Here is a 23731-nt window from a genome sequence, read left to right on the forward strand (position 1 = left end):
AAATGTATTTAACATAGCTATCGGGTGGGAATGGGCTTTCTTTCAATTGAATATTGAAAGATGATAAGTTATCCCACCTTTATGTTTTGTTAATCAAAGAAAGAGAGGTGTAAAAGAAAAGTGGAAACCAAAATTTGGGATTTAAGAACATACAGAAATGATATTCTACAAAGTACAGACGTATTGGAAATTAAAGACACAGTATTAAACGGTGGTTTAGTTGCATTACCAACCGAAACAGTATACGGGTTAGGTGCAGACGCTACTAATCAAGAAGCTGTTAGTCACATTTACGAAGCAAAAGGCAGACCGTCTGATAATCCATTAATTGTACATATCCATGATATGTCGCAGATGAATGATTTTGTCGATACATTAGAGCCTAAGGTTCAGAGTTTAATGGAAGCATTTTGGCCGGGACCTATTTCATTTATATTACCTTTCAAGTCAGGTTATCTGTGCCCAAAAGTAACTGGTGGTTTGAATTCAATTGCAGTGAGAATGCCAAGCCACCCCATTGGCAGAAGTGTATTACAACATATTGATAAACCAATTGCAGCGCCAAGTGCTAATATTAGTGGTAGACCTTCCCCAACAACGTTTGAACATGTATTCCAAGATTTGAATGGTAGAATTGATGGGATTATTAATGGTGATCAAAGTGAAGAAGGTTTGGAAAGTACAGTGTTGGATTGTACACAATACCCGTTTAGAATTGCACGTCCAGGTTCAATAACTAAGAAAATGATTGAAAACGTACTTCCCAATTGCATAGAGGCATCAAATTATAATGAAGCTTCTCAACCCATTGCACCAGGAATGAAATACAAGCATTATTCACCAGATACCCCAGTAACCATTTTAAAAGAATTAAACAAAAAAATTCTAGACCATAATAAATGGAAACAGGTGGCGTTTGTAGTGCCTGATAGTTTGTCACATTTTCTACCTAAAGAAGCGATATATATAAAATTATGTGACAATGTAACAGATATTAAACAAGCCAATCATTTACTTTATAGTATTTTGCATGAAATTGATCAACGTGCAGATATCACTCACGCATATATTTACGGATTTGATGAAAGTGATCAATCTGAAGCGATTATGAATCGCATGTTGAAAGCTGCTGGAAATAATATTGTGAAAGAGGCGTCATTATGAAAGTGATTTTTGTTTGTACAGGCAATACCTGCCGAAGTCCAATGGCTGAAAGTATAGCAAAATCTTTATTTAAAAATGAAAATATTACAGTAGAATCAAGAGGTATATTTGCTTTAGATCATCAACCGATTTCAAAACTGTCAGAAGAAATCATACATGAACAAGAATTACCACAGCCATCATTAACACAATCTTTTTCTGAAAAAGATATTGAAGCAAATCTTATTTTAACCATGTCACAATCACATAAAGCAATTTTGAAATCGCAATATGGTTCAGTTACAAATATATTTACTTTAATCGAATTTGTAGGTGACGAATCTGAAGTTAATGATCCATATGGTGGGGATAAAAAGATTTATTTGAATACTTATAAACAAATTTATGACTTAATTAGTAAAATTAATCCAAAAGATCTGCAAGAGAATTATATATAATTAGTATATGTTACGCTTTAAATACGTTATAATAAGGGAGTATAGCAAGTTTGCTATGTTCCTTTTTTATATTTTAAGGGGGTGGGTTTTAAATGCAAGATTTTTCAATGTTGTTAAAAGAATTAAAAGCGATGTCATTTTTTAATGAAGGTGAAATATGTTTGATTGGTTGTTCAACTTCTGAAGTGTTAGGTGAATGCATTGGTTCAGTAGGGTCAATGGAGGTAGCTGAGTCAATATTTAATGATTTAAACGAAATTAAATTACAAACAGGGGTTTCGTTTGCATTTCAAGGATGCGAACATATCAATAGAGCAATCACCATTGAAAGATCCGATTTTAATCCACTGACAATGGAAGAAGTTACTGTTGTTCCAGATGTTCATGCAGGCGGTAGTTTAGCAACTTATGCATATCAACATATGGAAGACCCAATCGTTGTTGAACATATCACCGTGCCTAAAGGTATAGATATAGGTCAAACATTAATAGGTATGCATATTCAACATGTTTGCGTACCGGTTAGAACAAGTGTAAAGCAAGTTGGGGAAGCAATCGTTACCATTGCGACATCTAGACCTAAGAAAATTGGTGGCGAACGTGCAAAGTATAATTAATTAGTTGAAAGAAGGGGTTTATATGTCTTACATCGAAAAGCAAGATAAAGTAATTTTTGAAGCCATTGAGCAAGAGTTTAATCGACAAAATAATAATATTGAGTTAATTGCATCAGAAAACTTTGTTTCTGAAGCTGTTATGGAAGCACAGGGTTCAGTATTAACCAATAAATATGCTGAGGGCTATCCAGGTCGTCGCTATTATGGTGGTTGTGAGTTTGTAGATGTAACTGAATCAGTTGCTATTGATCGTGCTAAAGCACTATTTGGTGCTGAACATGTCAATGTGCAACCACATTCAGGATCTCAAGCAAATATGGTTGTATATTTAGTAGCTTTAGACTATGGAGATACAGTTTTAGGTATGAACTTAAGTCATGGTGGTCATTTAACTCATGGATCTCCAGTAAACTTTAGTGGTAAATCATATCATTTTGTTGAATATGGCGTAGATAAAGATACAGAACTTATTAATTATGATGAAGTACGTAAGTTAGCCATTGAACATAAACCTAAATTAATCGTTGCAGGTGCATCTGCTTATTCTCGACAAATTGATTTTAAAAAATTCAAAGAAATCGCTGATGAAGTAGGCGCTAAATTAATGGTGGATATGGCACACATTGCAGGGTTAGTAGCTGCAGGGTTACATCAAAATCCTGTCGAATATGCTGACTTTGTGACAACAACAACGCATAAAACTTTACGTGGACCACGTGGAGGAATGATTCTTTGTAAAGAGGAATACAAAAAGGCAATTGATAAAACTATGTTCCCAGGTATCCAAGGCGGACCACTTGAGCATGTGATTGCTGCAAAAGCAGTTGCTTTCGGTGAAGCGTTACATAATGATTTCAAGGTATATCAAAATCAAGTGATTAAAAATGCCAAAGCATTTGCAGAAGCATTATCTAAAGAAGGTTTTAGAATTGTATCAGGTGGTACTGATAATCACCTAATAGCTGTAGATGTTAAAGGTTCTGTGAATATCACTGGTAAAGTAGCGGAAGAAACACTTGATAAAGTTGGAATCACTTGTAATAAAAATACTATCCCGTTTGATCAAGAGAAACCTTTTGTAACAAGTGGTATTAGATTAGGAACACCAGCAGCCACTACGCGTGGATTTGATGAAGCAGCGTTTGAAGAGGTTGCTAAAATTATTAGTTTAGCATTAAAAAATCATGAAGATGAAACTAAGTTAAATGAAGCAAAATCACGTGTTTTAGCTTTAACTGAACAATATCCTTTATATCAATAATATTAAGGGATTTTTAGAATATTGGAGGAAATGAAAATGAGTAAAGTACATGTATTTGATCATCCATTAATACAACATAAATTAAGTTATATTCGTGAGGCTCATACAGGAACGAAAGAGTTTAGAGAACTAGTTGATGAAGTGGGCATGCTTATGGCTTACGAAGTAACAAGAGATTTAGAGTTACAAGATGTTGAAATTGAAACACCTGTAACTAAAATGACAGCTAAACGTTTAGCAGGTAAAAAATTAGCTATTGTACCTATATTAAGAGCAGGATTAGGTATGACAGAAGGTATTTTAAGTTTAGTACCAGCAGCTAGAGTAGGCCATATTGGACTTTATAGAGATCCCGAAACTCTTGAAGCGGTAGAATACTTCTCTAAAATGCCTCAAGATATTGATGAACGTGAAATTATTGTTGTAGATCCTATGTTAGCTACTGGAGCTTCTGCCATTGAGGCTATTACTTCATTAAAAAACAAAGGGGCCAAAAATATTCGTTTTATGTGTTTAATAGCAGCACCAGAAGGTGTAGAAAAAATGAAAGAAGCACATGATGATGTTGATATTTATATTGCTGCTTTAGACGAGAAACTTAATGATAAAGCTTATATCACACCAGGATTAGGTGACGCAGGAGATAGATTATTTGGTACTAAATAGATAATGAAAACGGAGATAGATACGTTTGAAGAAAAAAATTATGACAATCTTTGGGACTAGACCGGAAGCTATCAAGATGGCGCCACTAGTCAAAGCAATAGAAAATGATAATCAATTAGAAGTATGTGTAGTCGTTACAGCACAACATAGAGAAATGTTAGATTCTGTATTAAACACATTTGATATACAACCTGATTATGACTTAAATATCATGAAAGAAGGTCAGACACTTTCAGAAATTACATCAAAAGCTATGATGGAATTAGAGTCAATAATCAAGCGTATTAATCCTGATATGGTATTAGTTCATGGAGATACAGCAACTACATTTTCAGGAAGTTTAGCAGCATTTTATAATCAAGTACCGATTGGCCATGTTGAAGCAGGTTTGAGAAGTTTTGACAAATATTCACCATATCCTGAGGAAATGAATAGACAAATGGTAGGTGTACTTTCTGATATTCATTTTGCACCTACCTCAAATGCCAAAAAGCATCTGTTAGATGAAGGTAAGAAAGAAACAACAGTTGTAGTGACTGGAAATACTGCAATTGACGCTTTGAATTATACAGTTAATGATGATTATCAATCTGAGATACTTGAAAAGCACAAAAACAAGAAAATTTTGTTACTAACTGCTCATCGTAGAGAAAATCTTGGAGAGCCAATGGAAAATATTTTTAAGGCTGTTCGAAAACTTGTGGAAGAAGATAAAGCATTAGTAGTTGTATATCCAGTTCATATGAATCCTAAAGTTAGAAACATCGCTCAAGAAATTTTAGGGAATCACGAAAGAATAGAACTCATTGAACCATTAGATGTGTTAGATTTTCATAATTTTGCTAAACAAGCATATATAATTCTTACAGATTCTGGTGGTATTCAAGAAGAGGCACCTTCATTACACAAACCGGTATTAGTTTTAAGAGATAATACTGAGAGACCTGAAGGCGTTGATGCTGGCACATTAAAAGTAGTAGGTACGTCATTAGATAATGTCTATAAAGAAACTAAGCAACTTTTAGAAGATCAGCAAGCCTATCAATGCATGTGTAATGCTAAAAATCCATACGGAGATGGTAAATCTTCTGAAAGAATAGTGAATCATATAAAGTATTATTTTAATTTAACAAAGGAAAAACCAACAGATTTCAATTAATAAAAAATGTATACCGTTTAAATGTGGCCAATTTGTGACAATTTTGCCTTAAAATTTAACAACAATTTGAATAGAATTGACACCGTTGTGGCCACTATATTATCATTTAGATTGTATGAGTGGAACGGTTTACATGATTGTATAAGACACTCGGAGGCAAACAAATGGGTCGTTTCTACATCATTTTTAAACAATATATACAATATTATCTTTATTTATTGATATTATTAGGTATATTGTATCTCTTTTCACCTCATCCATTTTTACTTGGATTGATTATTGGCACATGTGGTTCTTTAATCAATACATACATCTTTGAGAGTTATTTATTCCACGCACAGAAAGCAGATACTAATCATATATCTACAGGCAACATGTGGAGATATTTAGTCGCTATAGTTGTGTGTTCAATTTGGTTTTTCTTTAAAGATCACATCAATATCATCGGGGTGTTAATAGGGCTAATGATTTCTTATATTGTAATCATATGTCGCCCTCTACTTAATAGGGAGTAAAATTCAATACGAAAGAGGTGAGAATATGGATCATAAACATCCGAAAGTAAGTTGGGATGTTTTCGGCTTTGACCTTGTTTTTAACATGGCAAGTGTAATGATGGTGCTAATTACTGCAGTGATCGTTTTTCTATTAGCTATTATTTGCACACGCAATCTGAAGAAACGACCAACTGGCAAACAAAATTTCATTGAATGGATTTTTGACTTTGTTAGAGGAATCATTGAAGGTAATATGGCATGGAAAAAAGGTGGACATTTTCACTTCTTAGCAGTGACTTTGATTTTATACATCTTTATTGCAAACATGCTAGGTTTACCATTCTCAATTGTAACTAAAGACCACTATTTATGGTGGAAATCACCGACAGCTGATGCAACAGTTACATTGACATTGTCTACAACAGTAATTCTTTTAACACATTTTTATGGTATTAAAATGCGTGGTACTAAGAATTATTTTAAAGGTTACATTCAACCGTTTTGGCCACTTGCAATTATAAACGTCTTTGAAGAATTTACTTCAACCCTAACACTTGGACTACGTTTATATGGTAATATCTTTGCAGGTGAGTTATTACTTAGCCTATTAGCTGGACTTGTAACAAATCAACCAGCTTGGGGTTGGATCATTGGTATTCCTGGTTTAATTGTTTGGCAAGGATTCTCAATCTTTGTAGGTTCAATCCAAGCATATATCTTCATTATGCTTTCAATGGTTTACATGTCACATAAAGTGGCAGATGGACACTAAATTTTAAAAATTATATACAATCTTAGGAGGAAAATTTATTATGAATTTAATCGCAGCGGCAATCGCAATTGGTTTATCAGCATTAGGTGCAGGTATTGGTAACGGTCTTATCGTTTCTAGAACAGTAGAAGGTGTAGCACGTCAACCAGAAGCTCGTGGTCAATTAATGGGTATTATGTTCATTGGTGTTGGTTTAGTTGAGGCTTTACCTATCATCGGTGTTGTAATTGCATTCATGACATTTGCTGGATAAGACATTTATTTAAGGCGAAGTCTATTAGACTCTCGCCGTTCGTTTTATTTTTTATTGCTTAATGATTATTTTGACGAAAGGAGTGTCATGATCCCGTGACTGCAACAGCTAATATGTTCGTTATTGGTGCAGCTTCAGGCGTTGAGTGGGGTACTGTAATTGTACAAATCGTTACTTTTATTATCCTATTAGCGTTATTGAAAAAGTTTGCTTGGGGTCCATTAAAAGAAGTAATGGACAAACGTGAACGTGATATTAACAAAGATATCGACGATGCTGAACAAGCTAAATTAAATGCACAAAAACTTGAAGAAGAAAATAAACAGACACTTAAAGAAACTCAAGATGAAGTTCAAAGAATTCTAGAAGATGCGAAAGTTCAAGCTCGTAAACAACATGAAGAAATCATTCATGAAGCTAATGTGAGAGCTAACGGCATGATTGAAACAGCTCAAAGTGAAATTAATAGTCAAAAAGAACGTGCAATTGCAGATATCAATAATCAAGTATCAGAACTATCTGTTTTAATTGCTTCTAAGGTTCTTAGAAAAGAAATTTCAGAGCAAGATCAAAAAGAATTAGTTGAAAAGTATCTAAAAGAGGCAGGCGATAAATAATGGCAAAAATCGCTGATAAATACGCAAAGGCATTATTCGATGTTTCTGCAGATACAAATCAATTAGATAATATTTATGAGGAATTGGAAGTAATTAGTCATTCCTCTTTCGATTATATTAAAGACTTAAAAGCTATTGATAGTAATCCGAAATTAACATTACAAAAACGTCAAAGTTTTGTAGAAAATGTTTATGGTGACGCTAATCAATATATTGTTAACATGTTAAAAGTATTAGCCGAAAATCGTCATATTTCATATATTGAAGATGTATTTAAAGCTTTTCAATCTCAGTATAATCAACATAATAATCAAGATTTCGCATTAATAGAATCTACTTATGATTTAAACGATGATGAAATTTCTAAAATCGTTGAACTAGTTAAACAACAAACAAACTTATCTAAAGTAATTGTGAATACTAAAATTAATCAAGACTTAATTGGTGGTTTTAGAGTTAAGGTCGGCACGACTGTTATGGATGGCAGTGTTAAAAATGATCTTGTTCAATTACAACGTAAATTTAAAAGAGCTAACTAATTAATAAAGAGGAGTGACATAGATGGCCATAAAAGCTGAAGAAATCAGTGCATTACTTCGCTCACAAATTGAGAATTATGAGTCAGAAATGTCCGTTACAGATGTAGGTACAGTATTACAAATTGGTGATGGTATCGCATTAATTCACGGACTAAACGACGTTATGGCTGGTGAGCTAGTAGAATTCCAAAACGGCGTGCTTGGTTTAGCACAAAACCTTGAAGAATCTAATGTTGGTGTGGTTATCTTAGGACCATACACTGAAATTAGTGAAGGGGACGAAGTTAAACGTACTGGACGTATTATGGAAGTACCAGTAGGTGAGGAACTTATTGGACGAGTAGTAAATCCATTAGGTCAACCAATTGATGGACAAGGTCCAATCAATGCTACTAAAACTAGACCAGTAGAGAAGAAAGCAACTGGAGTTATGGATCGTAAGTCAGTTGATGAACCTTTACAAACTGGTATTAAAGCAATTGATGCATTAGTACCAATTGGTCGTGGTCAACGTGAGTTAATCATCGGTGACCGTCAAACTGGTAAAACAACAATCGCAATTGATACAATTTTAAACCAAAAAACTGAAGATACAATTTGTATCTATGTTGCAATTGGTCAAAAGGATTCAACAGTAAGAGCGAACGTTGAAAAATTAAGACAAGCTGGAGCTTTAGATTACACAATCGTTGTTTCAGCATCAGCAGCAGAACCTGCTCCATTACTATACATTGCACCATATGCAGGTGTAACAATGGGTGAAGAGTTCATGTTTAATGGTAAGCACGTATTAATCGTGTATGATGACTTAACTAAACAAGCATCAGCTTACCGTGAACTTTCATTATTATTACGTAGACCTCCAGGTCGTGAAGCGTATCCAGGTGATGTTTTCTACCTACATAGTAGATTACTTGAAAGAGCAGCTAAATTGAACGATGACTTAGGCGGAGGATCTATTACAGCGTTACCTATCATTGAAACTCAGGCTGGAGACATTTCTGCTTATGTTCCAACAAACGTTATTTCAATTACTGATGGTCAAATTTTCTTACAATCTGACTTATTCTTCTCAGGTGTAAGACCTGCGATTAACGCTGGACAATCAGTATCACGTGTTGGTGGTTCAGCACAAATTAAAGCTATGAAGAAGGTTGCGGGTACTTTAAGATTAGACCTTGCTTCTTATAGAGAATTAGAATCATTTGCTCAATTTGGTTCTGATTTAGATGAATTCACAGCTAGAAAATTAGAGCGTGGTAAACGTACAGTTGAAATCTTAAAACAAGATCAAAACAAACCACTTCCTGTTGAAAATCAAATATTAATCATCTTCGCATTAACAAAAGGATATTTAGACGATATTCCAGTTGAAGATATTACTCGTTTTGAAGACGAACTAAACCACTGGGCAGCTTCAAATGCAACTGATTTATTATCAGAAATCAGAGAAACTGGTGGCTTACCAGATGCTGATAAATTTGATACTGCAATTACGGAATTCAAAAAAAGTTTTAGTAAATCTGAATAATAAAGAATAGTAATTAAAGGTGGTGAGATAGTGGGTTCTTTAAAAGAAATAGATACACGTATAAAATCAACCAAAAAGATGAAGCAAATTACTAAGGCGATGAACATGGTATCAAGTTCTAAATTACGTAGAGCGGAGAAAAATACTAAACAATTCAAGCCTTATATGGATAAAATGCAAGATGCTATTACAGCTGTAGCTGGATCAAATAAAAGTTCTAGCCATCCTATGCTTAAAGAAAGAGATGTAAAACGTAGTGGTTATCTTGTTATCACAAGTGATAAAGGTTTAGCTGGTGCGTACAGTGCTAATGTACTTAAAAGATTAGTAACTGACATCAAACAAAAGCATAATGATAGTAGTGAATATAGTATTGTGGTATTAGGTCAACAAGGTGTTGATTTCCTAAAAACACGTGGTTATGAAATCGAAAGTTCACTAGTTGATTTACCAGACCAACCTTCATTTAAATCTATTCAAGCTCTTGCAAAACATGCAATTGATTTATACAGTGAAGAAAATATTGATGAGTTAAATATATATTATAGTCATTATGTAAGTGTGTTAGAAAACAAACCTACTACTAAAAAGGTTCTTCCATTATCTCAAGAAGATTCAAGTCAAGGTCATGGTCATATTTCTACATATGAATTTGAACCTGATAAAGAATCTATCTTAAGTGTTATCTTACCGCAATATGTAGAAAGCTTAATATACGGTACGATATTAGACGCGAAGGCAAGTGAACATGCTTCACGTATGACAGCAATGAAAAATGCGTCTGATAATGCTACAGAACTTATTGATGACTTATCATTAGAATATAACAGAGCTAGACAAGCAGCTATCACGCAACAAATCACTGAAATTGTTGGTGGTTCAGCAGCACTTGAATAAAATTAAAAGGAGGAAAATAGCATGGGAATTGGCCGTGTAACTCAAGTTATGGGTCCTGTCATTGATGTTCGTTTTGAACATAACGAAGTCCCTGATATTAATAATGCCCTTATTATTGAAGTTCCAAAAGAAGACGGAACGTTAAACTTAACATTAGAAGTTGCACTACAATTAGGTGATGATGTTGTACGTACAATTGCAATGGATTCAACTGATGGTGTTCAAAGAGGCATGGATGTTAAAGACACAGGTAAAGATATTAGTGTACCTGTTGGCGATGAAACGCTTGGAAGAGTATTTAATGTACTAGGTGAAACAATTGACTTAGAAGAGAAAATTGATGATTCAGTACGTCGTGATCCAATCCATAGACAATCACCAGGTTTCGATGAATTATCTACTGAAGTAGAAATTCTTGAAACAGGTATTAAAGTAGTAGACTTATTAGCACCATACATTAAAGGTGGTAAAGTTGGACTATTTGGTGGTGCCGGTGTAGGTAAAACCGTTTTAATTCAAGAATTAATTAACAATATTGCACAAGAACATGGTGGTATTTCAGTATTCGCGGGTGTAGGTGAACGTACTCGTGAAGGTAATGATTTATACTATGAAATGAGTGATAGTGGTGTAATTAAGAAAACAGCGATGGTATTCGGACAAATGAATGAACCACCTGGTGCACGTATGCGTGTAGCTTTATCTGGTTTAACTATGGCTGAATACTTCCGTGATGAACAAGGGCAAGACGTACTTTTATTCATCGATAATATTTTCAGATTTACACAAGCTGGTTCTGAGGTATCTGCATTACTTGGTCGTATGCCTTCAGCGGTTGGTTATCAACCAACATTAGCAACTGAAATGGGTCAATTACAAGAACGTATTACATCTACAAATAAAGGTTCTGTAACATCTATCCAAGCAGTATTCGTACCTGCCGATGACTATACTGACCCAGCTCCAGCAACTGCCTTTGCACACTTAGACTCAACTACAAATTTAGAGCGTAAGTTAACTGAAATGGGTATTTATCCGGCAGTAGACCCATTAGCATCAACTTCTAGAGCATTAGAACCATCTATTGTTGGTCAAGAGCATTATGAAGTTGCTCGTGGCGTTCAATCTACATTACAAAAATACAGAGAATTACAAGATATCATTGCAATTCTTGGTATGGATGAATTATCTGAAGAAGATAGACAAACTGTAGAACGTGCACGTAGAATTCAATTCTTCTTATCACAAAACTTCCACGTGGCAGAACAGTTCACTGGACAAAAAGGATCTTACGTTCCTGTTAAAACAACTGTAGCGGACTTTAAAGATATCTTAGAAGGTAAATATGATCATATTCCGGAAGATGCATTCCGCTTAGTAGGTAGCATGCAAGACGTTATTGCGAAAGCTAAAGACATGGGTGTTGAAGTCTAATAATTAGGAGGTATGGATAATGAATACATTAAGCCTAAATATTGTCACTCCTAATGGTTCTGTCTATGAACGAGATGATGTAGAACTAGCTGTTTTACAAACTACAGCTGGCGAAATGGGTGTGATGAATGGACACATTCCAACCGTTTCTGCATTAAAGACTGGCTATGTCAAAGTAAATTTTCATAATGGAAATGAATATATAGCAGTTAGTGATGGGTTTGTAGAAGTTAGACAACATCAACTATCAATTATTGTCCAAACAGCTGAAACTGCTACTGAAATTGATGTTGAAAGAGCTAAATTAGCTAAATCAAGAGCAGAATCGCATTTAGATAATGATGATGATAATAGTGACATTAATAGAGCCAAAAGAGCGTTAGAACGAGCAAATAACCGTTTACGTGTGGCTGAACTTAAATAAATGATAAAAGGCTTGGAAATTGACCAGATGTGGTGTTTCCAAGCCTTTTACTATACATATAAATCTTCCATTATTTGCAGTTAATTGTAGTATCATTATTAACTTTTTTCATGTACAATGTTATACAGTAATCAATTCTAAGGAGTTAACTATGGATTATCTTGGACAGTTTGCAATCATACATTTGGTATTACATGTGATATGTATATGTATTGCATATTGGGCATTAAATGCAATTCGTCTAGACCAATTTTTTAAAAAAGGTTATGCTACACAAGTTCAAATTTGTATGATATTTATAGCTATCATGTTGGGAACGAGTGTGAGTAATTTCATAATTGATTTATTACAGTTTTCCACTCAATTAAAATATATAATGAAATAGTGCGTTTTTGGTTTTTTCATATTGAAAAACGGATATAATATATTAATGAATAATAGATTTTATATAGTAGGGAAATGTAAATAACTAGGAGATTTAAGTGGAGGATTTAAGATGGATAAAATAGTAATTAATGGTGGTAACCAATTAAAAGGCGAAGTTAAAGTAGAAGGTGCTAAAAATGCAGTTTTACCTGTATTAACAGCTTCACTATTAGCTTCTAAAGGTACAAGTAAATTAGTTAATGTACCTGCATTAAGTGACGTAGAAACAATTAATAATGTATTATCAACATTAAATGCAGATGTTACATATAAAAAAGATGAAAATGCAGTTGTAGTAGATGCTACAAAAACTTTAAATGAAGAGGCACCGTATGAATATGTAAGTAAGATGCGTGCAAGTATTTTAGTTATGGGTCCTTTATTGGCACGTTTAGGACATGCAATAGTAGCATTACCAGGTGGTTGTGCGATTGGAAGTCGTCCAATTGAGCAACATATCAAAGGTTTCGAGGCACTAGGAGCTGAAATACATTTAGAAAATGGAAACATTTATGCAAATGCAAAAGATGGTTTAAAAGGTGCTTCAATTCATTTGGACTTCCCAAGTGTAGGTGGAACTCAAAACTTAATTATGGCAGCGTCATTAGCATCCGGTAAAACAGTATTAGAAAATGCTGCTAAAGAACCTGAAATTGTTGATTTAGCTAATTATATAAATGAAATGGGCGGAAAAATTATGGGTGCTGGAACTGACACTATTACAATCCACGGTGTTGAATATTTAACAGGTGTAGAGCATTCTATTATTCCAGATAGAATTGAAGCGGGTACTTTACTTATCGCTGGTGCAATTACACGAGGAGATATTTTTGTTCGTGGTGCTATTAAAGAACATATGTCTAGCTTAGTTTATAAGTTAGAAGAAATGGGCGTCAAATTAGATTATCAAGAAGATGGTATTCGTGTATCTGCTGAAGGAGATTTAAAACCTGTAGACGTAAAAACATTACCGCACCCTGGTTTCCCTACAGATATGCAATCTCAAATGATAGCATTATTATTAACTGCCAATGGCCATAAAGTAATTACAGAAACAGTTTTTGAAAACAGATTTATGCATGTTGCAGAGTTCCGTAGAATGAACGCTAATATCGACGTTGAAGGTAGAAGTGCTAAAATCGAAGGTAAGAGTGATTTACAAGGTGCACAAGTCAAAGCAACTGATTTAAGAGCGGCAGCGGCACTAATATTAGCTGGTTTAGTAGCTGAAGGTACAACTCAAGTTACTGAATTAAAACATTTAGATAGAGGTTATGTAGATTTACATGGTAAATTAAAATCATTAGGTGCTAATATCGAACGTATTAATGATTAATTTAAAGTATTAACTTTTGTTCAAACTTGGAGGGTTAAACATCATGGAAACAATTTTCGATTATAATCAAATCAAACAAATCATACCACATAGACAACCATTTTTACTGATAGATAGAGTTGTAGAATACGAAGAAGGTAAACGTTGTGTGGGATTAAAACAAGTTTCAGGTAATGAACCATTCTTCCAAGGGCATTTTCCAGATTATGCTGTAATGCCTGGTGTATTAATTACAGAAGCATTGGCCCAAACTGGTGCAGTGGCTATGTTAAATAGTGAAGAAAATAAAGGTAAGATTGCGCTTTTTGCAGGTATAGATAAATGTCGTTTTAAAAGACAAGTAACTCCTGGTGATACACTTATGTTAGAAGTAGAAATAACAAAAATTAAAGGACCAATTGGTAAAGGTACTGCTAAAGCAACAGTAGATGGTCAATTAGCATGTAGTTGTGAATTAACTTTTGCAATTCAAGATGCTAAGTAAAACAAAACCTACACTCATGTTTGAACATGAGTGTAGGTTTTTGAATTTACCTCTCGAATTTTTCATCTTTAAGTTTAGGCTTAGATTGCATCATACGGTTAAATGTTTTCTTTAGTTCTTCACCAGTTAGCCCATCATCTACTAATTCTTCTAGTAAGCTTTCTGCGTAGACTTGTCTAAGGGTATAAATATGACATTCGAATACTATTGACATAGTCTTTTCAAACTGAGTTACACTTTTCACAGTAGCATCAAATAATGCTGGATCATTGGCAGGTCTTGTTATGACCACACGTATATCTAACAATTGATCACTATCCATATAATCTTTAAATGTATGATAGTGTTCATTAGAAATGACAATTTCTAAAAGCCATCCTGTTCCACTACCTTCCTTATTTATAATCACGCCATCTTCTAATTCATATTCGGTTACACCGCCATTTTCACTTACAATTTGAAAACGTACAGCTTTAAATGTCTTCATAAAGTCCACATCCCATTTATTTATATATTTACAAAAAGTGATTTATTATTAATCAACTGATTTAAATATTGATTATTTTCTTTAAATATATCAAATATGAAGGGTGAATAGCTATATCTTTCGATAAAATAGCTTTTTGACGGTATAAAGAGATGTGATTATTATATAACTTAAGAGGAGGTGACACATGTTAAATAAAATAGTTTTAGTTGGTAGACTTACAAAGGATGCCCAAATTTATGAAAAGGAGGAAGGTAGTAAAGTAGCAACATTTTGCGTTGCTACGGAAAGAAATTATAAAGATCAGAATAATGAAATCGCATGCGATTATCTATATTGCAAAGCCTTTGGGAAAACAGCTACGAATATTGAAAAGTTTACATCTCAAGGATCTTTAGTAGGTATTACTGGCCAAATGCGATCACGTAAGTATGAAAAAGATAATCAGACACATTTTGTAACTGAAATTTATGTAGAAACAATTAAATTTATGTCCTCTAAGACAAAAGAATCCAATATCCTCTCTAATGAATATAATGAAGCACAAAATGAATGCTTCATATAGGTTAGACAGCCATTAATTATTCAATAACTCCCAATTATTTATACTTTTATCCTATCTTAATATAAATTATCATCTTTCAATTATACTCAAGCGACCTTTTTTAATTTTTTTAAATAGAAAAAGGTCGTTTTTGTATCCATATTTTACTTTAAAAATGACATATTTGCGTCAGAATTATCTGATAGATTTCATTTCTATTACATACATATCACAGATATATAACCTTTATAAACTGTCATGGCAGTTTTCAAAAGGTATATATATTAATATTACACCTCTAAACGATGTAATTAGGACGTAAAAAAAAGGCTTCCTTTTTTATTTGGCTGTAACCTGCAGTGTATTTATAGATGTTAAAGTTGTATTTGTAAATTAGTTAAAGAAAACAAATCACTTTTAGGAGGATTTTTTAATAATGAAAAAGACAATTATCGCATCATCATTAGCAGTAGGATTAGGCGTTGTAGCAGGTAACGCTGGACACGACGCACATGCAAGTGAAGCAAATATCAACGAAGCTGAATTAGCTCAAAAAGCACAATCAAATGATCAATCATTAAATGAAAGCCCTATCCAAGAAGGCGCTTATAACTATACATTCGATTATAATGGTTTCACATATCATTTTGAATCAGATGGTACAAACTTCTCATGGTATTTCCACCAATCTGGTCAATCAAATGAAGCTTCAAATACTCAAGCTCAACCACAACAAGATGTAAGTGAACAAGCTTCAGCATCAACTAACCAAACTTCTGCAGAAGAAGTAAGTAACCAACAACAATCAAACTCAGCTCAACCTGAACAAGTTTCAGCTCCACAAACTGAGCAAACTCAACAACCACAACAAGAAGCTACTACTTCAAACAATGAGTCAAGCTCAAGTGAAGCTTCAAGTGGTTCATCAGTAAACGTAAATGATCACTTAAAACAAATCGCACAACGTGAATCAGGTGGCGACATCCACGCTACAAACCCATCAACAGGTGCTTCAGGTAAGTATCAATTCTTACAATCTACATGGGATTCAGTAGCTCCAGCTGAGTACAAAGGTCAACCAGCTTCTAGCGCTCCTGAACATGTTCAAGACGCAGCAGCTCAAAAATTATACGATACAGCTGGCCCAAGCCAATGGGTAACTGCATAATTTAATTTTTATTAAACATCCTATCATTAGATAGGGTGTTTTTTTAGTTGGTAAATAGTTTGACTTAGTTATATGTTTATTAAAAGGTATATTGTTATACATTTTTTAATAATTGAATTTATGTGTTACATTTGCTATTGTAATAATTGAAAATGATTAAAAATAGAACTACTAGGGGCGCCTATAAAGGCTGAGATGAATTTAATTCAGACCCTTAAAACCTGATTTGGTTAGTACTAACGGAGGAAAGTAGTGTAACATATTAACGGTATTAGGTCGTGCCTTAATTTTGCTACTTTCCAGTTTGGAAAGTAGTTTTTTTATTTCAAGGAGGAAATTTTATGAGTTTTTCTAAAGATTTAAGAGTGGCAGCAGAACCTATTATTGAGGATATTTATAATGATGGTTTCATACAAGATTTATTACATGGTGAATTATCTAAACAAGCGGTAAGACAATATCTACGTGCAGATGCATCTTACTTAAAAGAGTTTGCTAATCTATATGCACTATTAATTCCTAAAGTGCATAATATGGATGACGTTAAATTTTTAGTGGAACAGATTGAATTTTTATTAGAAGGAGAAGTAGAAGCACATGAAATTTTAGCTTCATTCATAAATGAACCATATCATGAGATTGTTAAAGAAAAAGTATGGCCACCAAGTGGTGATCATTATATTAAGCATATGTACTATAATGCCTATGCACATGAAAATGCAGCATATACGATTGCAGCAATGGCACCATGTCCATATGTATATGCGGTAATTGGTAAAAGAGCGATAAAAGACAATCAACTTAATAAAGATTCAATTACGTCTAATTGGTTTGAATTTTATAGTACAGAAATGGATGCACTAGTAAATTTATTTGATGAATTAATGGATCGTTTAACAGAGAATTGTACTTCAGAAGAAAAAGAAGAGATTAAGGAGAATTTCTTACAAAGTACTATTCATGAAAGAAACTTTTTCAATATGGCCTACGTAGATGAAAAATGGAATTTTAGAGGTGACAAATATGAATAAACCTAAAATTGCTTTAACTATTGCAGGTACTGATCCAACTGGCGGTGCTGGAGTAATGGCTGATTTGAAGTCATTTCATTCTTGCGGCGTTTATGGAATGGCAGCAATAACGAGTATTGTCGCTCAAAATACGATGGGCGTAGAACATATTCATAATCTAGAGACATCATGGGTTAAAGAACAATTGGATAGTGTATTTAATGATGAACTTCCTCATGCAATTAAGACAGGGATGATTGCTACAGAAGAGACGATGCAATTAATCAAAAGTTATTTAGAAGATTATCCTACAATTCCATACGTGATTGATCCTGTTATGCTAGCCAAAAGTGGGGATTCGTTGATGGATGATCAAACCAAACAAAAGTTGCAAAGTACATTATTACCTTTAGCTGATGTTGTTACACCTAATATTCCAGAAGCGGAAGAAATCACTGGTATAAAGATTGATACTGAAGAAAACATTCGAAAAGCAGGAGATATATTTATCAATGACATTGGCAGCAAAGGTGTAATCATTAAAGGTGGACATTCTGCCGACTTAAATAATGCTAAAGATTTTTTATTTACAAAAGATGGCGTATACACATTTGAAGATGAACGATTTGATACTAAACATACTCATGGAACAGGTTGTACATTTTCAGCTGTCATTGCTGCTGAATTAGCTAAAGGTCGTAGTATTTATGAAGCAGTTGAAAAAGCTAAAACATTTATTTCTTTGAGTATCAAATATACCCCTGAGATTGGTAAAGGTCGTGGCCCAGTCAATCATTTTGCGTATCTAAAGAAAGTAGGTTTAGATGATGAATAATTTAGAAAAGCTTAGAAATGAGAATCCTTTAATTGTTTGTTATACGAACGATGTAGTTAAGAATTTTACTGCAAATGGTCTATTAAGTATTGGTGCAAGTCCGGCAATGAGCGAGGCACCAGAAGAGGCTGAAGATTTTTATCAAGTTGCAAGTGGATTACTAATTAATATTGGTACGCTTACGCATAATAATGAAGCAGATTTAATTAAGATAGGTAAAATTGCAAATCAACTTGGTACACCAATTGTTTTTGATCCTGTCGCAGTAGGAGCGTCACAATATAGAAAAGATTTTTGTAAAAACTTTTTAAGTGAAGTAAAAGTTGCAGTGATTAAAGGGAACGCTTCAGAAATATTGACACTCATTGATACCAATACAACAATGAAGGGGACTGATGGAGATAGTTCACTAAATGCAATAGAAATTGCCAAGAAAGCTCATCAAAAATATCACACTGCAATTGTAGTCACAGGTAAAGAAGATATTGTAGTTCAAGATGGCAAAGTGACTCAACTTTCAAATGGTTCTCCTATGTCTGCTAAAATTACAGGTGCTGGTTGCCTATTAGGTGGAATTATTACTAGTTTCTTATTTAGAAATAATCATCCTCAACAAGAAACACTTGTAGAAGCGGTTAGTTTTTATAATATAGCTGGTGAAATTGCTGAAAACGCAGATCATGTCAAAGGTCCTGGCTCATTTTTACCAGAATTACTAGATCAAATGTATTTATTGGATTATCAAACCTTTGAAAAATATGTTAGAAAAGAAGAGGTTGAATAAATGTCATTTAAAGCAACAGATTTAAAAATATATTTTATATGTGGCACCCAAGATATACCTGAACACCAAACTATTCAAGGTATCCTAACACAAGCTTTAGAAGCTGGCATTACGATGTTTCAATTTAGAGAAAAAGGTGATAAAGCTTTAACTGGCTTGAAGAAAGAAAAATTAGCTAAAGAATTACAAGCTCTATGTCAATCATATGATGTACCATTTATTGTTAACGATGATGTCTCATTAGCCAAGAGCATTAATGCTGATGGTATACATGTTGGTCAAGATGATGAAGATGTTCGAGCTCTTGCAAATGATTTTCAAGAAAAGATTATCGGTCTAAGTGTTGGAAATTTAAATGAGTATGAAAAATCAGATCTCACTAATGTTGATTACATCGGAGTTGGACCAATGTTTGAAACACCATCTAAAAGTGATGCTAGTGCTCCAGTAGGTCCAGATATGATTACACAGTTAAGACAAAAAATGGGTGATTTTCCTATGGTTGCTATTGGAGGTATTAATGAGGAGAATGTTGCCCTCATTGCAAATGCAGGTGCTGATGGCATTTCAGTGATTTCAGCAATTAGCAAAAGTAATAATATTGACAACACTGTTAATGAATTCAAGAAATATTTCAATTAATCTTTAATTTTTTCCACTTTTTGTTTTATCCTAGAGTATGAGTATGATAGAATAAATCCTATGTGAATATTACAATAGAGGTGGAAAAATGAAGAAAAAAGCGTTGCTACCTTTGTTTTTAGGTTTAATGGTCTTTTTAGCAGGCTGTGATTATTCAAAACCTGGAGCTCGTAGTGGATTTTTCTATAATACGTTCGTTGATCCAATGAAACACTTATTACAGTGGTTGGGTAACGATGTTTTACACAATGATTATGGTTTAGCTATTATCATTTTAGTATTTGTTATTCGTCTTGTGTTACTTCCATTCATGTTATCAAACTACAAAAATAGTCATATGATGCGTGAAAAAATGAAAGTTGCTAAACCTGAAGTAGATGGTATTCAGGAAAAGGTTAAACGTGCACGTACTCAAGAAGAGAAAATGGCTGCTAACCAAGAATTAATGGAAGTTTATAAAAAATATGATATGAATCCAATGAAGAGCATGTTGGGTTGTTTACCGATGCTAATTCAAATGCCTATTATCATGGGGTTATACTTTGTACTTAAGGACAAGTTAGTTAATGGCTTATCTGTACACCCTCATTTTTTATGGTTTAATTTAACTAAACCAGATATTTGGATTACAATTATTGCAGGTGTGCTTTACTTTATACAAGCATATGTTTCAAGTAAAACGATGCCTCAAGAACAACGTCAAATGGGTTATATGATGATGATTGTATCACCTATTATGATTATTTGGATTGCGTTAAGTTCAGCATCAGCATTAGGTTTATATTGGTCAGTCAGTGCAGCATTCTTAGTTGTACAAACACATTTTGCTAATATGTACTATTCTAAACTTGCTAAAAAAGAAGTTGAACCATTACTTGAAAAATTTGATCAAGACGGTAAGTCATCAAATAAAAAAGGTAAAAATACTCAAGTCGTATCTAAGAAAAATAAAAAATAATTTAAATAAACCAGCAAATCATTGATTTGCTGGTTTTTCTTATATATAGTGCCATTCGTCAAAAAACTGGGAAACGAATGACTTCATAAATTCATGACGTTGTGCTGCAATATGCTTAGCAGTTTGAGTATGCATTAAATCTTTAAGTTTAAATAATTTTTCATAAAAGTGTTTTATAGCAGAAGGTGGTAATTGTGTTAGAGTTGATTCACTAAAATCATTAGGCATTATTGTTTCCGTCCACATTGGTTCATTGAAATAACCTGCAAATTGAAATGTTCTAGCAATACCAATAGCACCAATGGCATCTAGACGGTCGGCATCTCTGACAATTTGACCTTCAGTTGATAATTCAATATAGTTGTTTGAACCATTCTTATAACTCATATTCTCAATAATATGTATAACATGAGTTTGATCATCTTCAGATAATTCAATTTCTCTTAAAAACTCTATTAATTTAGCTTTAGCCTGTTGTTCATTTACTAATTTAGGGTCAATCGTATCGTGTAGTATACTTGAGAGTTCAATGATAAATGAATGTTCAAAACCTTCTTTCTTAGCAATATACTTTGCTAATGCGTGTACACGATTAACATGTTCAACATCATGACCACTATAATCATTTTTATGAAATGCTTGCATATATCTGAAAGCCATTTGAATTCGTTCTTCATTATTCATTCAATTCATCCTTTCATAATGAAAACCTGAGACAACAATAGGTATGGGTCTCAGGTTTGTATTTATTCTAATTACATATATTTGTTTATCTATACAATCGATAAAATCTTATTTATTGTGAATACTGTATTATAAAATGGGTGATAAGAGTTGTGATATACCTTCTTTAAATTTGATCCATAAGCTACGCGATTCATATTTTTCTTTAGTTAATTGATCGGAAACTTTCATATCATCAATGAAGGCTTGTTTTAAAGAACGAGCAATACCTTCGTCATATATAAAGGCATTCACCTCAAAATTTAGCGTGAAACTTCTATGGTCCATATTGGCAGTACCAACACTTGCGACTTCATCATCAATAATTAATGTTTTGGAATGTAAAAATCCATTATTATATTGATATACGTTGACGCCAGCTTCTAAGAGGGAAGCTACATTTTTTAGAGTTGCCCAATAAACAAAAGGGTGATCAGGCATATTTGGAGTCATAATATTGACTTCTACACCCCCAAGTGCAGCAATTTTAATTGAATCTAAAAAAGCTTGGTCAGGAATGAAATAAGGTGATTGGATATAAATTGATTTTTTAGCAGAAGAAATCATTTTTAAATATCCATATTTAATTTGTTCCCATTCTTCATCTGGACCACTAGAAGCGATTTGTATTCCAATAGTACCACCTGAATTGACATCTGGGAAATAGCGTTCTTCGTAAGTAATATTGTCACGTGTAGATTGAGAGTTCCAGTCTAGGATGAATCTTAATTGAAGAGCGTTAACTGCATCTCCTTCAACACGTAAATGTGTATCGCGCCAATATCCAAACTTTTTAGATTTACCTAAATATTCGTCACCAACGTTAAATCCACCCACATATCCTATTTTACCATCTATCACAACGATTTTACGGTGATTTCGATTGTTCATTCGTAAATTAATAAGTGGAAGTTTCGATGGAAAAAAAGCTTCTGCATGACCACCTTTTTCACGAAATGCTTTCAAATCCTTTTTCCTTAAGTCTCTTGAACCCATATCATCATATAACATTTTAACTTCAATACCAGCTTCAGCTTTATCTTCTAAAGCCTTTAAAATGGTCTTTCCAAGTTCATCACTGTGAAAGATATAATATTGAATATGTATATAATCTTTAGCATTTTTAATATCTTCTAATAAATCATCAAACTTTTGATGACCGTCAGTATATATCATTAAATCATTATCAGTTGTTAAAAAAGCTGCATTATTATATAACAACATTTGAACCATTTCTTTAAACTTAACAATTTGATGATTTCCCTTTGAAAAGTTTTTATCTTTTATGGCTTTAAGTTGTTCATCAACAATCATTTCAAGGCCAACTTTATCGTCTTTATCCAATGTGAAAATGTGATCTCTTTGAATTTGACGGCCAAAAAGTAGATATAATATAAAACCTAATAAAGGTAAAAATACAAGGACTAATAACCATGCCCATATTGAATTAGCACTACGTCTTTCCATAAAAATAATGGTAAAGGCAAAGGCTAAGTTCAAAATAAAAGCACCAATCAAAATAATATTGATAATAAGATTGGAATGAGCGAAAGTCATCGTGAATATTTCGACCATAAAATACCTCCTTATTATATTATTTGTATTAAAATTTAATTGATTTAACAAAAGTTTTTAACTACATAATTGTACCATGAAGTCATCTTTTTATCATTATACTGATTGTATTAATAAGTGTTTCTATTATTGACTAAATAGTATTAGAGAAGTAGGATAGTAGGGAAATCAATAAAGAGGTGACTCAAGTGACAGAACAAGATCATGCGCATCACTCTGAACAAAGTAAAGCAAATTTAAAATCGAGATTAAACCGTATTGAAGGTCAAGTGAGAGCTATTAATCGAATGATAGAAGAAGATGTATATTGCGATGATGTGTTAACTCAAATCAGAGCTACACGTTCTGCATTAAATAGCGTAGCTACTAAATTATTAGAACAACATATGAAAAGTTGTATTGCAGAAAAAGTTAATCAAGGACATCAAGAAGAGGCAATGGAAGAGCTACTCGTTACTTTTCAAAAACTTATGAAAGATTGAGGGATATTA

At 33.3% G+C, this 23731-nt stretch carries 29 protein-coding genes and 1 riboswitch; of the genes, 26 read left to right on the forward strand and 3 right to left on the reverse strand.

Annotated features, from left to right (window positions below; translation table 11 throughout):
* Nucleotides 1–120 precede the first annotated feature (120 nt).
* From AC2D8K_RS09900 to fabZ, 18 genes are all read left to right on the forward strand, one after another.
* Nucleotides 121–1164, forward strand: coding sequence for an L-threonylcarbamoyladenylate synthase (locus AC2D8K_RS09900; RefSeq protein ID WP_484698577.1), 1044 nt, complete (start codon nt 121–123; stop codon nt 1162–1164).
* On the forward strand, nt 1161–1601 hold the full coding sequence (locus AC2D8K_RS09905; protein ID WP_002451664.1) for a low molecular weight protein arginine phosphatase: 441 nt from the start codon (nt 1161–1163) through the stop codon (nt 1599–1601). The genes AC2D8K_RS09900 and AC2D8K_RS09905 overlap by 4 nt, the downstream gene beginning before the upstream one ends.
* Before the next feature lie 92 nt (nt 1602–1693).
* The gene (locus AC2D8K_RS09910) at nt 1694–2218 is read left to right on the forward strand and encodes a TIGR01440 family protein (RefSeq protein ID WP_484698579.1); all 525 of its coding nucleotides are present in this window, start codon (nt 1694–1696) and stop codon (nt 2216–2218) included.
* A 22-nt stretch (nt 2219–2240) separates the two neighbouring features.
* Nucleotides 2241–3479: a serine hydroxymethyltransferase gene (glyA, locus tag AC2D8K_RS09915; protein WP_002451662.1), complete on the forward strand. Its 1239-nt coding sequence runs from the start codon at nt 2241–2243 to the stop codon at nt 3477–3479.
* A gap of 36 nt (nt 3480–3515) precedes the next feature.
* Nucleotides 3516–4145, forward strand: coding sequence for a uracil phosphoribosyltransferase (gene upp, locus AC2D8K_RS09920; RefSeq protein ID WP_002451661.1), 630 nt, complete (start codon nt 3516–3518; stop codon nt 4143–4145).
* 40 nt (nt 4146–4185) lie between these two features.
* Nucleotides 4186–5304 carry a non-hydrolyzing UDP-N-acetylglucosamine 2-epimerase gene (gene wecB / locus AC2D8K_RS09925; RefSeq protein WP_037552380.1) on the forward strand — a complete coding sequence of 373 codons (1119 nt, stop codon included), beginning with the start codon at nt 4186–4188 and terminating at the stop codon, nt 5302–5304.
* 164 nt (nt 5305–5468) lie between these two features.
* A complete protein-coding gene (locus AC2D8K_RS09930; RefSeq protein WP_002451659.1) occupies nt 5469–5819 on the forward strand; it encodes an ATP synthase subunit I in 351 nt (116 codons plus the stop codon).
* Between the two features lie 25 nt (nt 5820–5844).
* The gene (atpB, locus tag AC2D8K_RS09935) at nt 5845–6573 is read left to right on the forward strand and encodes a F0F1 ATP synthase subunit A (protein WP_002451658.1); all 729 of its coding nucleotides are present in this window, start codon (nt 5845–5847) and stop codon (nt 6571–6573) included.
* Between the two features lie 40 nt (nt 6574–6613).
* The gene (atpE, locus tag AC2D8K_RS09940) at nt 6614–6826 is read left to right on the forward strand and encodes a F0F1 ATP synthase subunit C (protein ID WP_001048816.1); all 213 of its coding nucleotides are present in this window, start codon (nt 6614–6616) and stop codon (nt 6824–6826) included.
* A 95-nt stretch (nt 6827–6921) separates the two neighbouring features.
* The gene (locus tag AC2D8K_RS09945; protein ID WP_002451657.1) at nt 6922–7443 is read left to right on the forward strand and encodes a F0F1 ATP synthase subunit B; all 522 of its coding nucleotides are present in this window, start codon (nt 6922–6924) and stop codon (nt 7441–7443) included.
* A complete protein-coding gene (locus tag AC2D8K_RS09950; RefSeq protein ID WP_002451656.1) occupies nt 7443–7982 on the forward strand; it encodes a F0F1 ATP synthase subunit delta in 540 nt (179 codons plus the stop codon). Before AC2D8K_RS09945 ends, AC2D8K_RS09950 begins: the two co-directional genes overlap by 1 nt.
* Nucleotides 7983–8004: 22 nt before the next feature.
* Nucleotides 8005–9513, forward strand: a complete 1509-nt coding sequence (gene atpA, locus AC2D8K_RS09955; RefSeq protein WP_002451655.1) for a F0F1 ATP synthase subunit alpha — start codon at nt 8005–8007, stop codon at nt 9511–9513.
* Nucleotides 9514–9543: 30 nt separating this feature from the next.
* On the forward strand, nt 9544–10410 hold the full coding sequence (gene atpG / locus AC2D8K_RS09960) for an ATP synthase F1 subunit gamma (protein ID WP_002451654.1): 867 nt from the start codon (nt 9544–9546) through the stop codon (nt 10408–10410).
* Between the two features lie 21 nt (nt 10411–10431).
* Nucleotides 10432–11844 (forward strand): F0F1 ATP synthase subunit beta, encoded by a 1413-nt coding sequence (gene atpD, locus AC2D8K_RS09965; protein WP_002451653.1) that lies wholly within the window; start codon nt 10432–10434, stop codon nt 11842–11844.
* 19 nt (nt 11845–11863) lie between these two features.
* Nucleotides 11864–12268 (forward strand): F0F1 ATP synthase subunit epsilon, encoded by a 405-nt coding sequence (locus tag AC2D8K_RS09970; RefSeq protein WP_002451652.1) that lies wholly within the window; start codon nt 11864–11866, stop codon nt 12266–12268.
* Between the two features lie 151 nt (nt 12269–12419).
* Nucleotides 12420–12653, forward strand: coding sequence for a DUF1146 family protein (locus tag AC2D8K_RS09975; RefSeq protein WP_002451651.1), 234 nt, complete (start codon nt 12420–12422; stop codon nt 12651–12653).
* A 111-nt stretch (nt 12654–12764) separates the two neighbouring features.
* Nucleotides 12765–14030 (forward strand): UDP-N-acetylglucosamine 1-carboxyvinyltransferase, encoded by a 1266-nt coding sequence (murA, locus tag AC2D8K_RS09980; protein ID WP_484698584.1) that lies wholly within the window; start codon nt 12765–12767, stop codon nt 14028–14030.
* Between the two features lie 43 nt (nt 14031–14073).
* A complete protein-coding gene (gene fabZ, locus AC2D8K_RS09985; protein ID WP_002451649.1) occupies nt 14074–14514 on the forward strand; it encodes a 3-hydroxyacyl-ACP dehydratase FabZ in 441 nt (146 codons plus the stop codon).
* A gap of 46 nt (nt 14515–14560) precedes the next feature.
* Here fabZ and AC2D8K_RS09990 read toward each other — a convergent pair whose 3' ends face one another.
* Nucleotides 14561–15001, reverse strand: coding sequence for a YwpF-like family protein (locus AC2D8K_RS09990; RefSeq protein WP_002451648.1), 441 nt, complete (start codon nt 14999–15001; stop codon nt 14561–14563).
* Nucleotides 15002–15188: 187 nt separating this feature from the next.
* Here AC2D8K_RS09990 and AC2D8K_RS09995 point away from each other — a divergent pair, with 187 nt between their 5' ends.
* The 7 genes from AC2D8K_RS09995 (at nt 15189) to yidC (ending at nt 20942) form a co-directional block, all read left to right on the forward strand.
* The gene (locus tag AC2D8K_RS09995) at nt 15189–15566 is read left to right on the forward strand and encodes a single-stranded DNA-binding protein (protein WP_002451647.1); all 378 of its coding nucleotides are present in this window, start codon (nt 15189–15191) and stop codon (nt 15564–15566) included.
* A 415-nt stretch (nt 15567–15981) separates the two neighbouring features.
* A complete protein-coding gene (locus tag AC2D8K_RS10000; protein WP_002451646.1) occupies nt 15982–16713 on the forward strand; it encodes a transglycosylase family protein in 732 nt (243 codons plus the stop codon).
* A 163-nt stretch (nt 16714–16876) separates the two neighbouring features.
* Nucleotides 16877–16978, forward strand: a riboswitch (TPP riboswitch).
* 76 nt (nt 16979–17054) lie between these two features.
* Nucleotides 17055–17744 carry a thiaminase II gene (tenA, locus tag AC2D8K_RS10005; RefSeq protein ID WP_002451645.1) on the forward strand — a complete coding sequence of 230 codons (690 nt, stop codon included), beginning with the start codon at nt 17055–17057 and terminating at the stop codon, nt 17742–17744.
* On the forward strand, nt 17737–18558 hold the full coding sequence (gene thiD, locus AC2D8K_RS10010) for a bifunctional hydroxymethylpyrimidine kinase/phosphomethylpyrimidine kinase (RefSeq protein WP_002451644.1): 822 nt from the start codon (nt 17737–17739) through the stop codon (nt 18556–18558). The genes tenA and thiD overlap by 8 nt, the downstream gene beginning before the upstream one ends.
* The gene (gene thiM / locus AC2D8K_RS10015; protein WP_002451643.1) at nt 18551–19342 is read left to right on the forward strand and encodes a hydroxyethylthiazole kinase; all 792 of its coding nucleotides are present in this window, start codon (nt 18551–18553) and stop codon (nt 19340–19342) included. Before thiD ends, thiM begins: the two co-directional genes overlap by 8 nt.
* Nucleotides 19343–19984 carry a thiamine phosphate synthase gene (gene thiE / locus AC2D8K_RS10020; RefSeq protein WP_002451642.1) on the forward strand — a complete coding sequence of 214 codons (642 nt, stop codon included), beginning with the start codon at nt 19343–19345 and terminating at the stop codon, nt 19982–19984.
* An 88-nt stretch (nt 19985–20072) separates the two neighbouring features.
* Nucleotides 20073–20942: a membrane protein insertase YidC gene (yidC, locus tag AC2D8K_RS10025; RefSeq protein ID WP_002451641.1), complete on the forward strand. Its 870-nt coding sequence runs from the start codon at nt 20073–20075 to the stop codon at nt 20940–20942.
* 39 nt (nt 20943–20981) lie between these two features.
* On the opposite strand, the gene AC2D8K_RS10030 is transcribed toward yidC, so the two are convergent.
* Together AC2D8K_RS10030 and cls are read right to left on the reverse strand one after the other, a co-directional pair.
* Nucleotides 20982–21626: an HD domain-containing protein gene (locus tag AC2D8K_RS10030; RefSeq protein ID WP_002451640.1), complete on the reverse strand. Its 645-nt coding sequence runs from the start codon at nt 21624–21626 to the stop codon at nt 20982–20984.
* A gap of 129 nt (nt 21627–21755) precedes the next feature.
* Entirely contained in the window at nt 21756–23240 is a 1485-nt protein-coding gene (gene cls / locus AC2D8K_RS10035) for a cardiolipin synthase (protein ID WP_002451639.1), read from the reverse strand.
* 188 nt (nt 23241–23428) lie between these two features.
* On the opposite strand from cls, the gene csoR reads away from it, so the two are divergent.
* Nucleotides 23429–23722, forward strand: a complete 294-nt coding sequence (gene csoR / locus AC2D8K_RS10040) for a copper-sensing transcriptional repressor CsoR (RefSeq protein ID WP_002451638.1) — start codon at nt 23429–23431, stop codon at nt 23720–23722.
* Nucleotides 23723–23731 lie beyond the last annotated feature (9 nt).

It is taken from the genome of Staphylococcus sp. 510 (assembly GCF_057219715.1).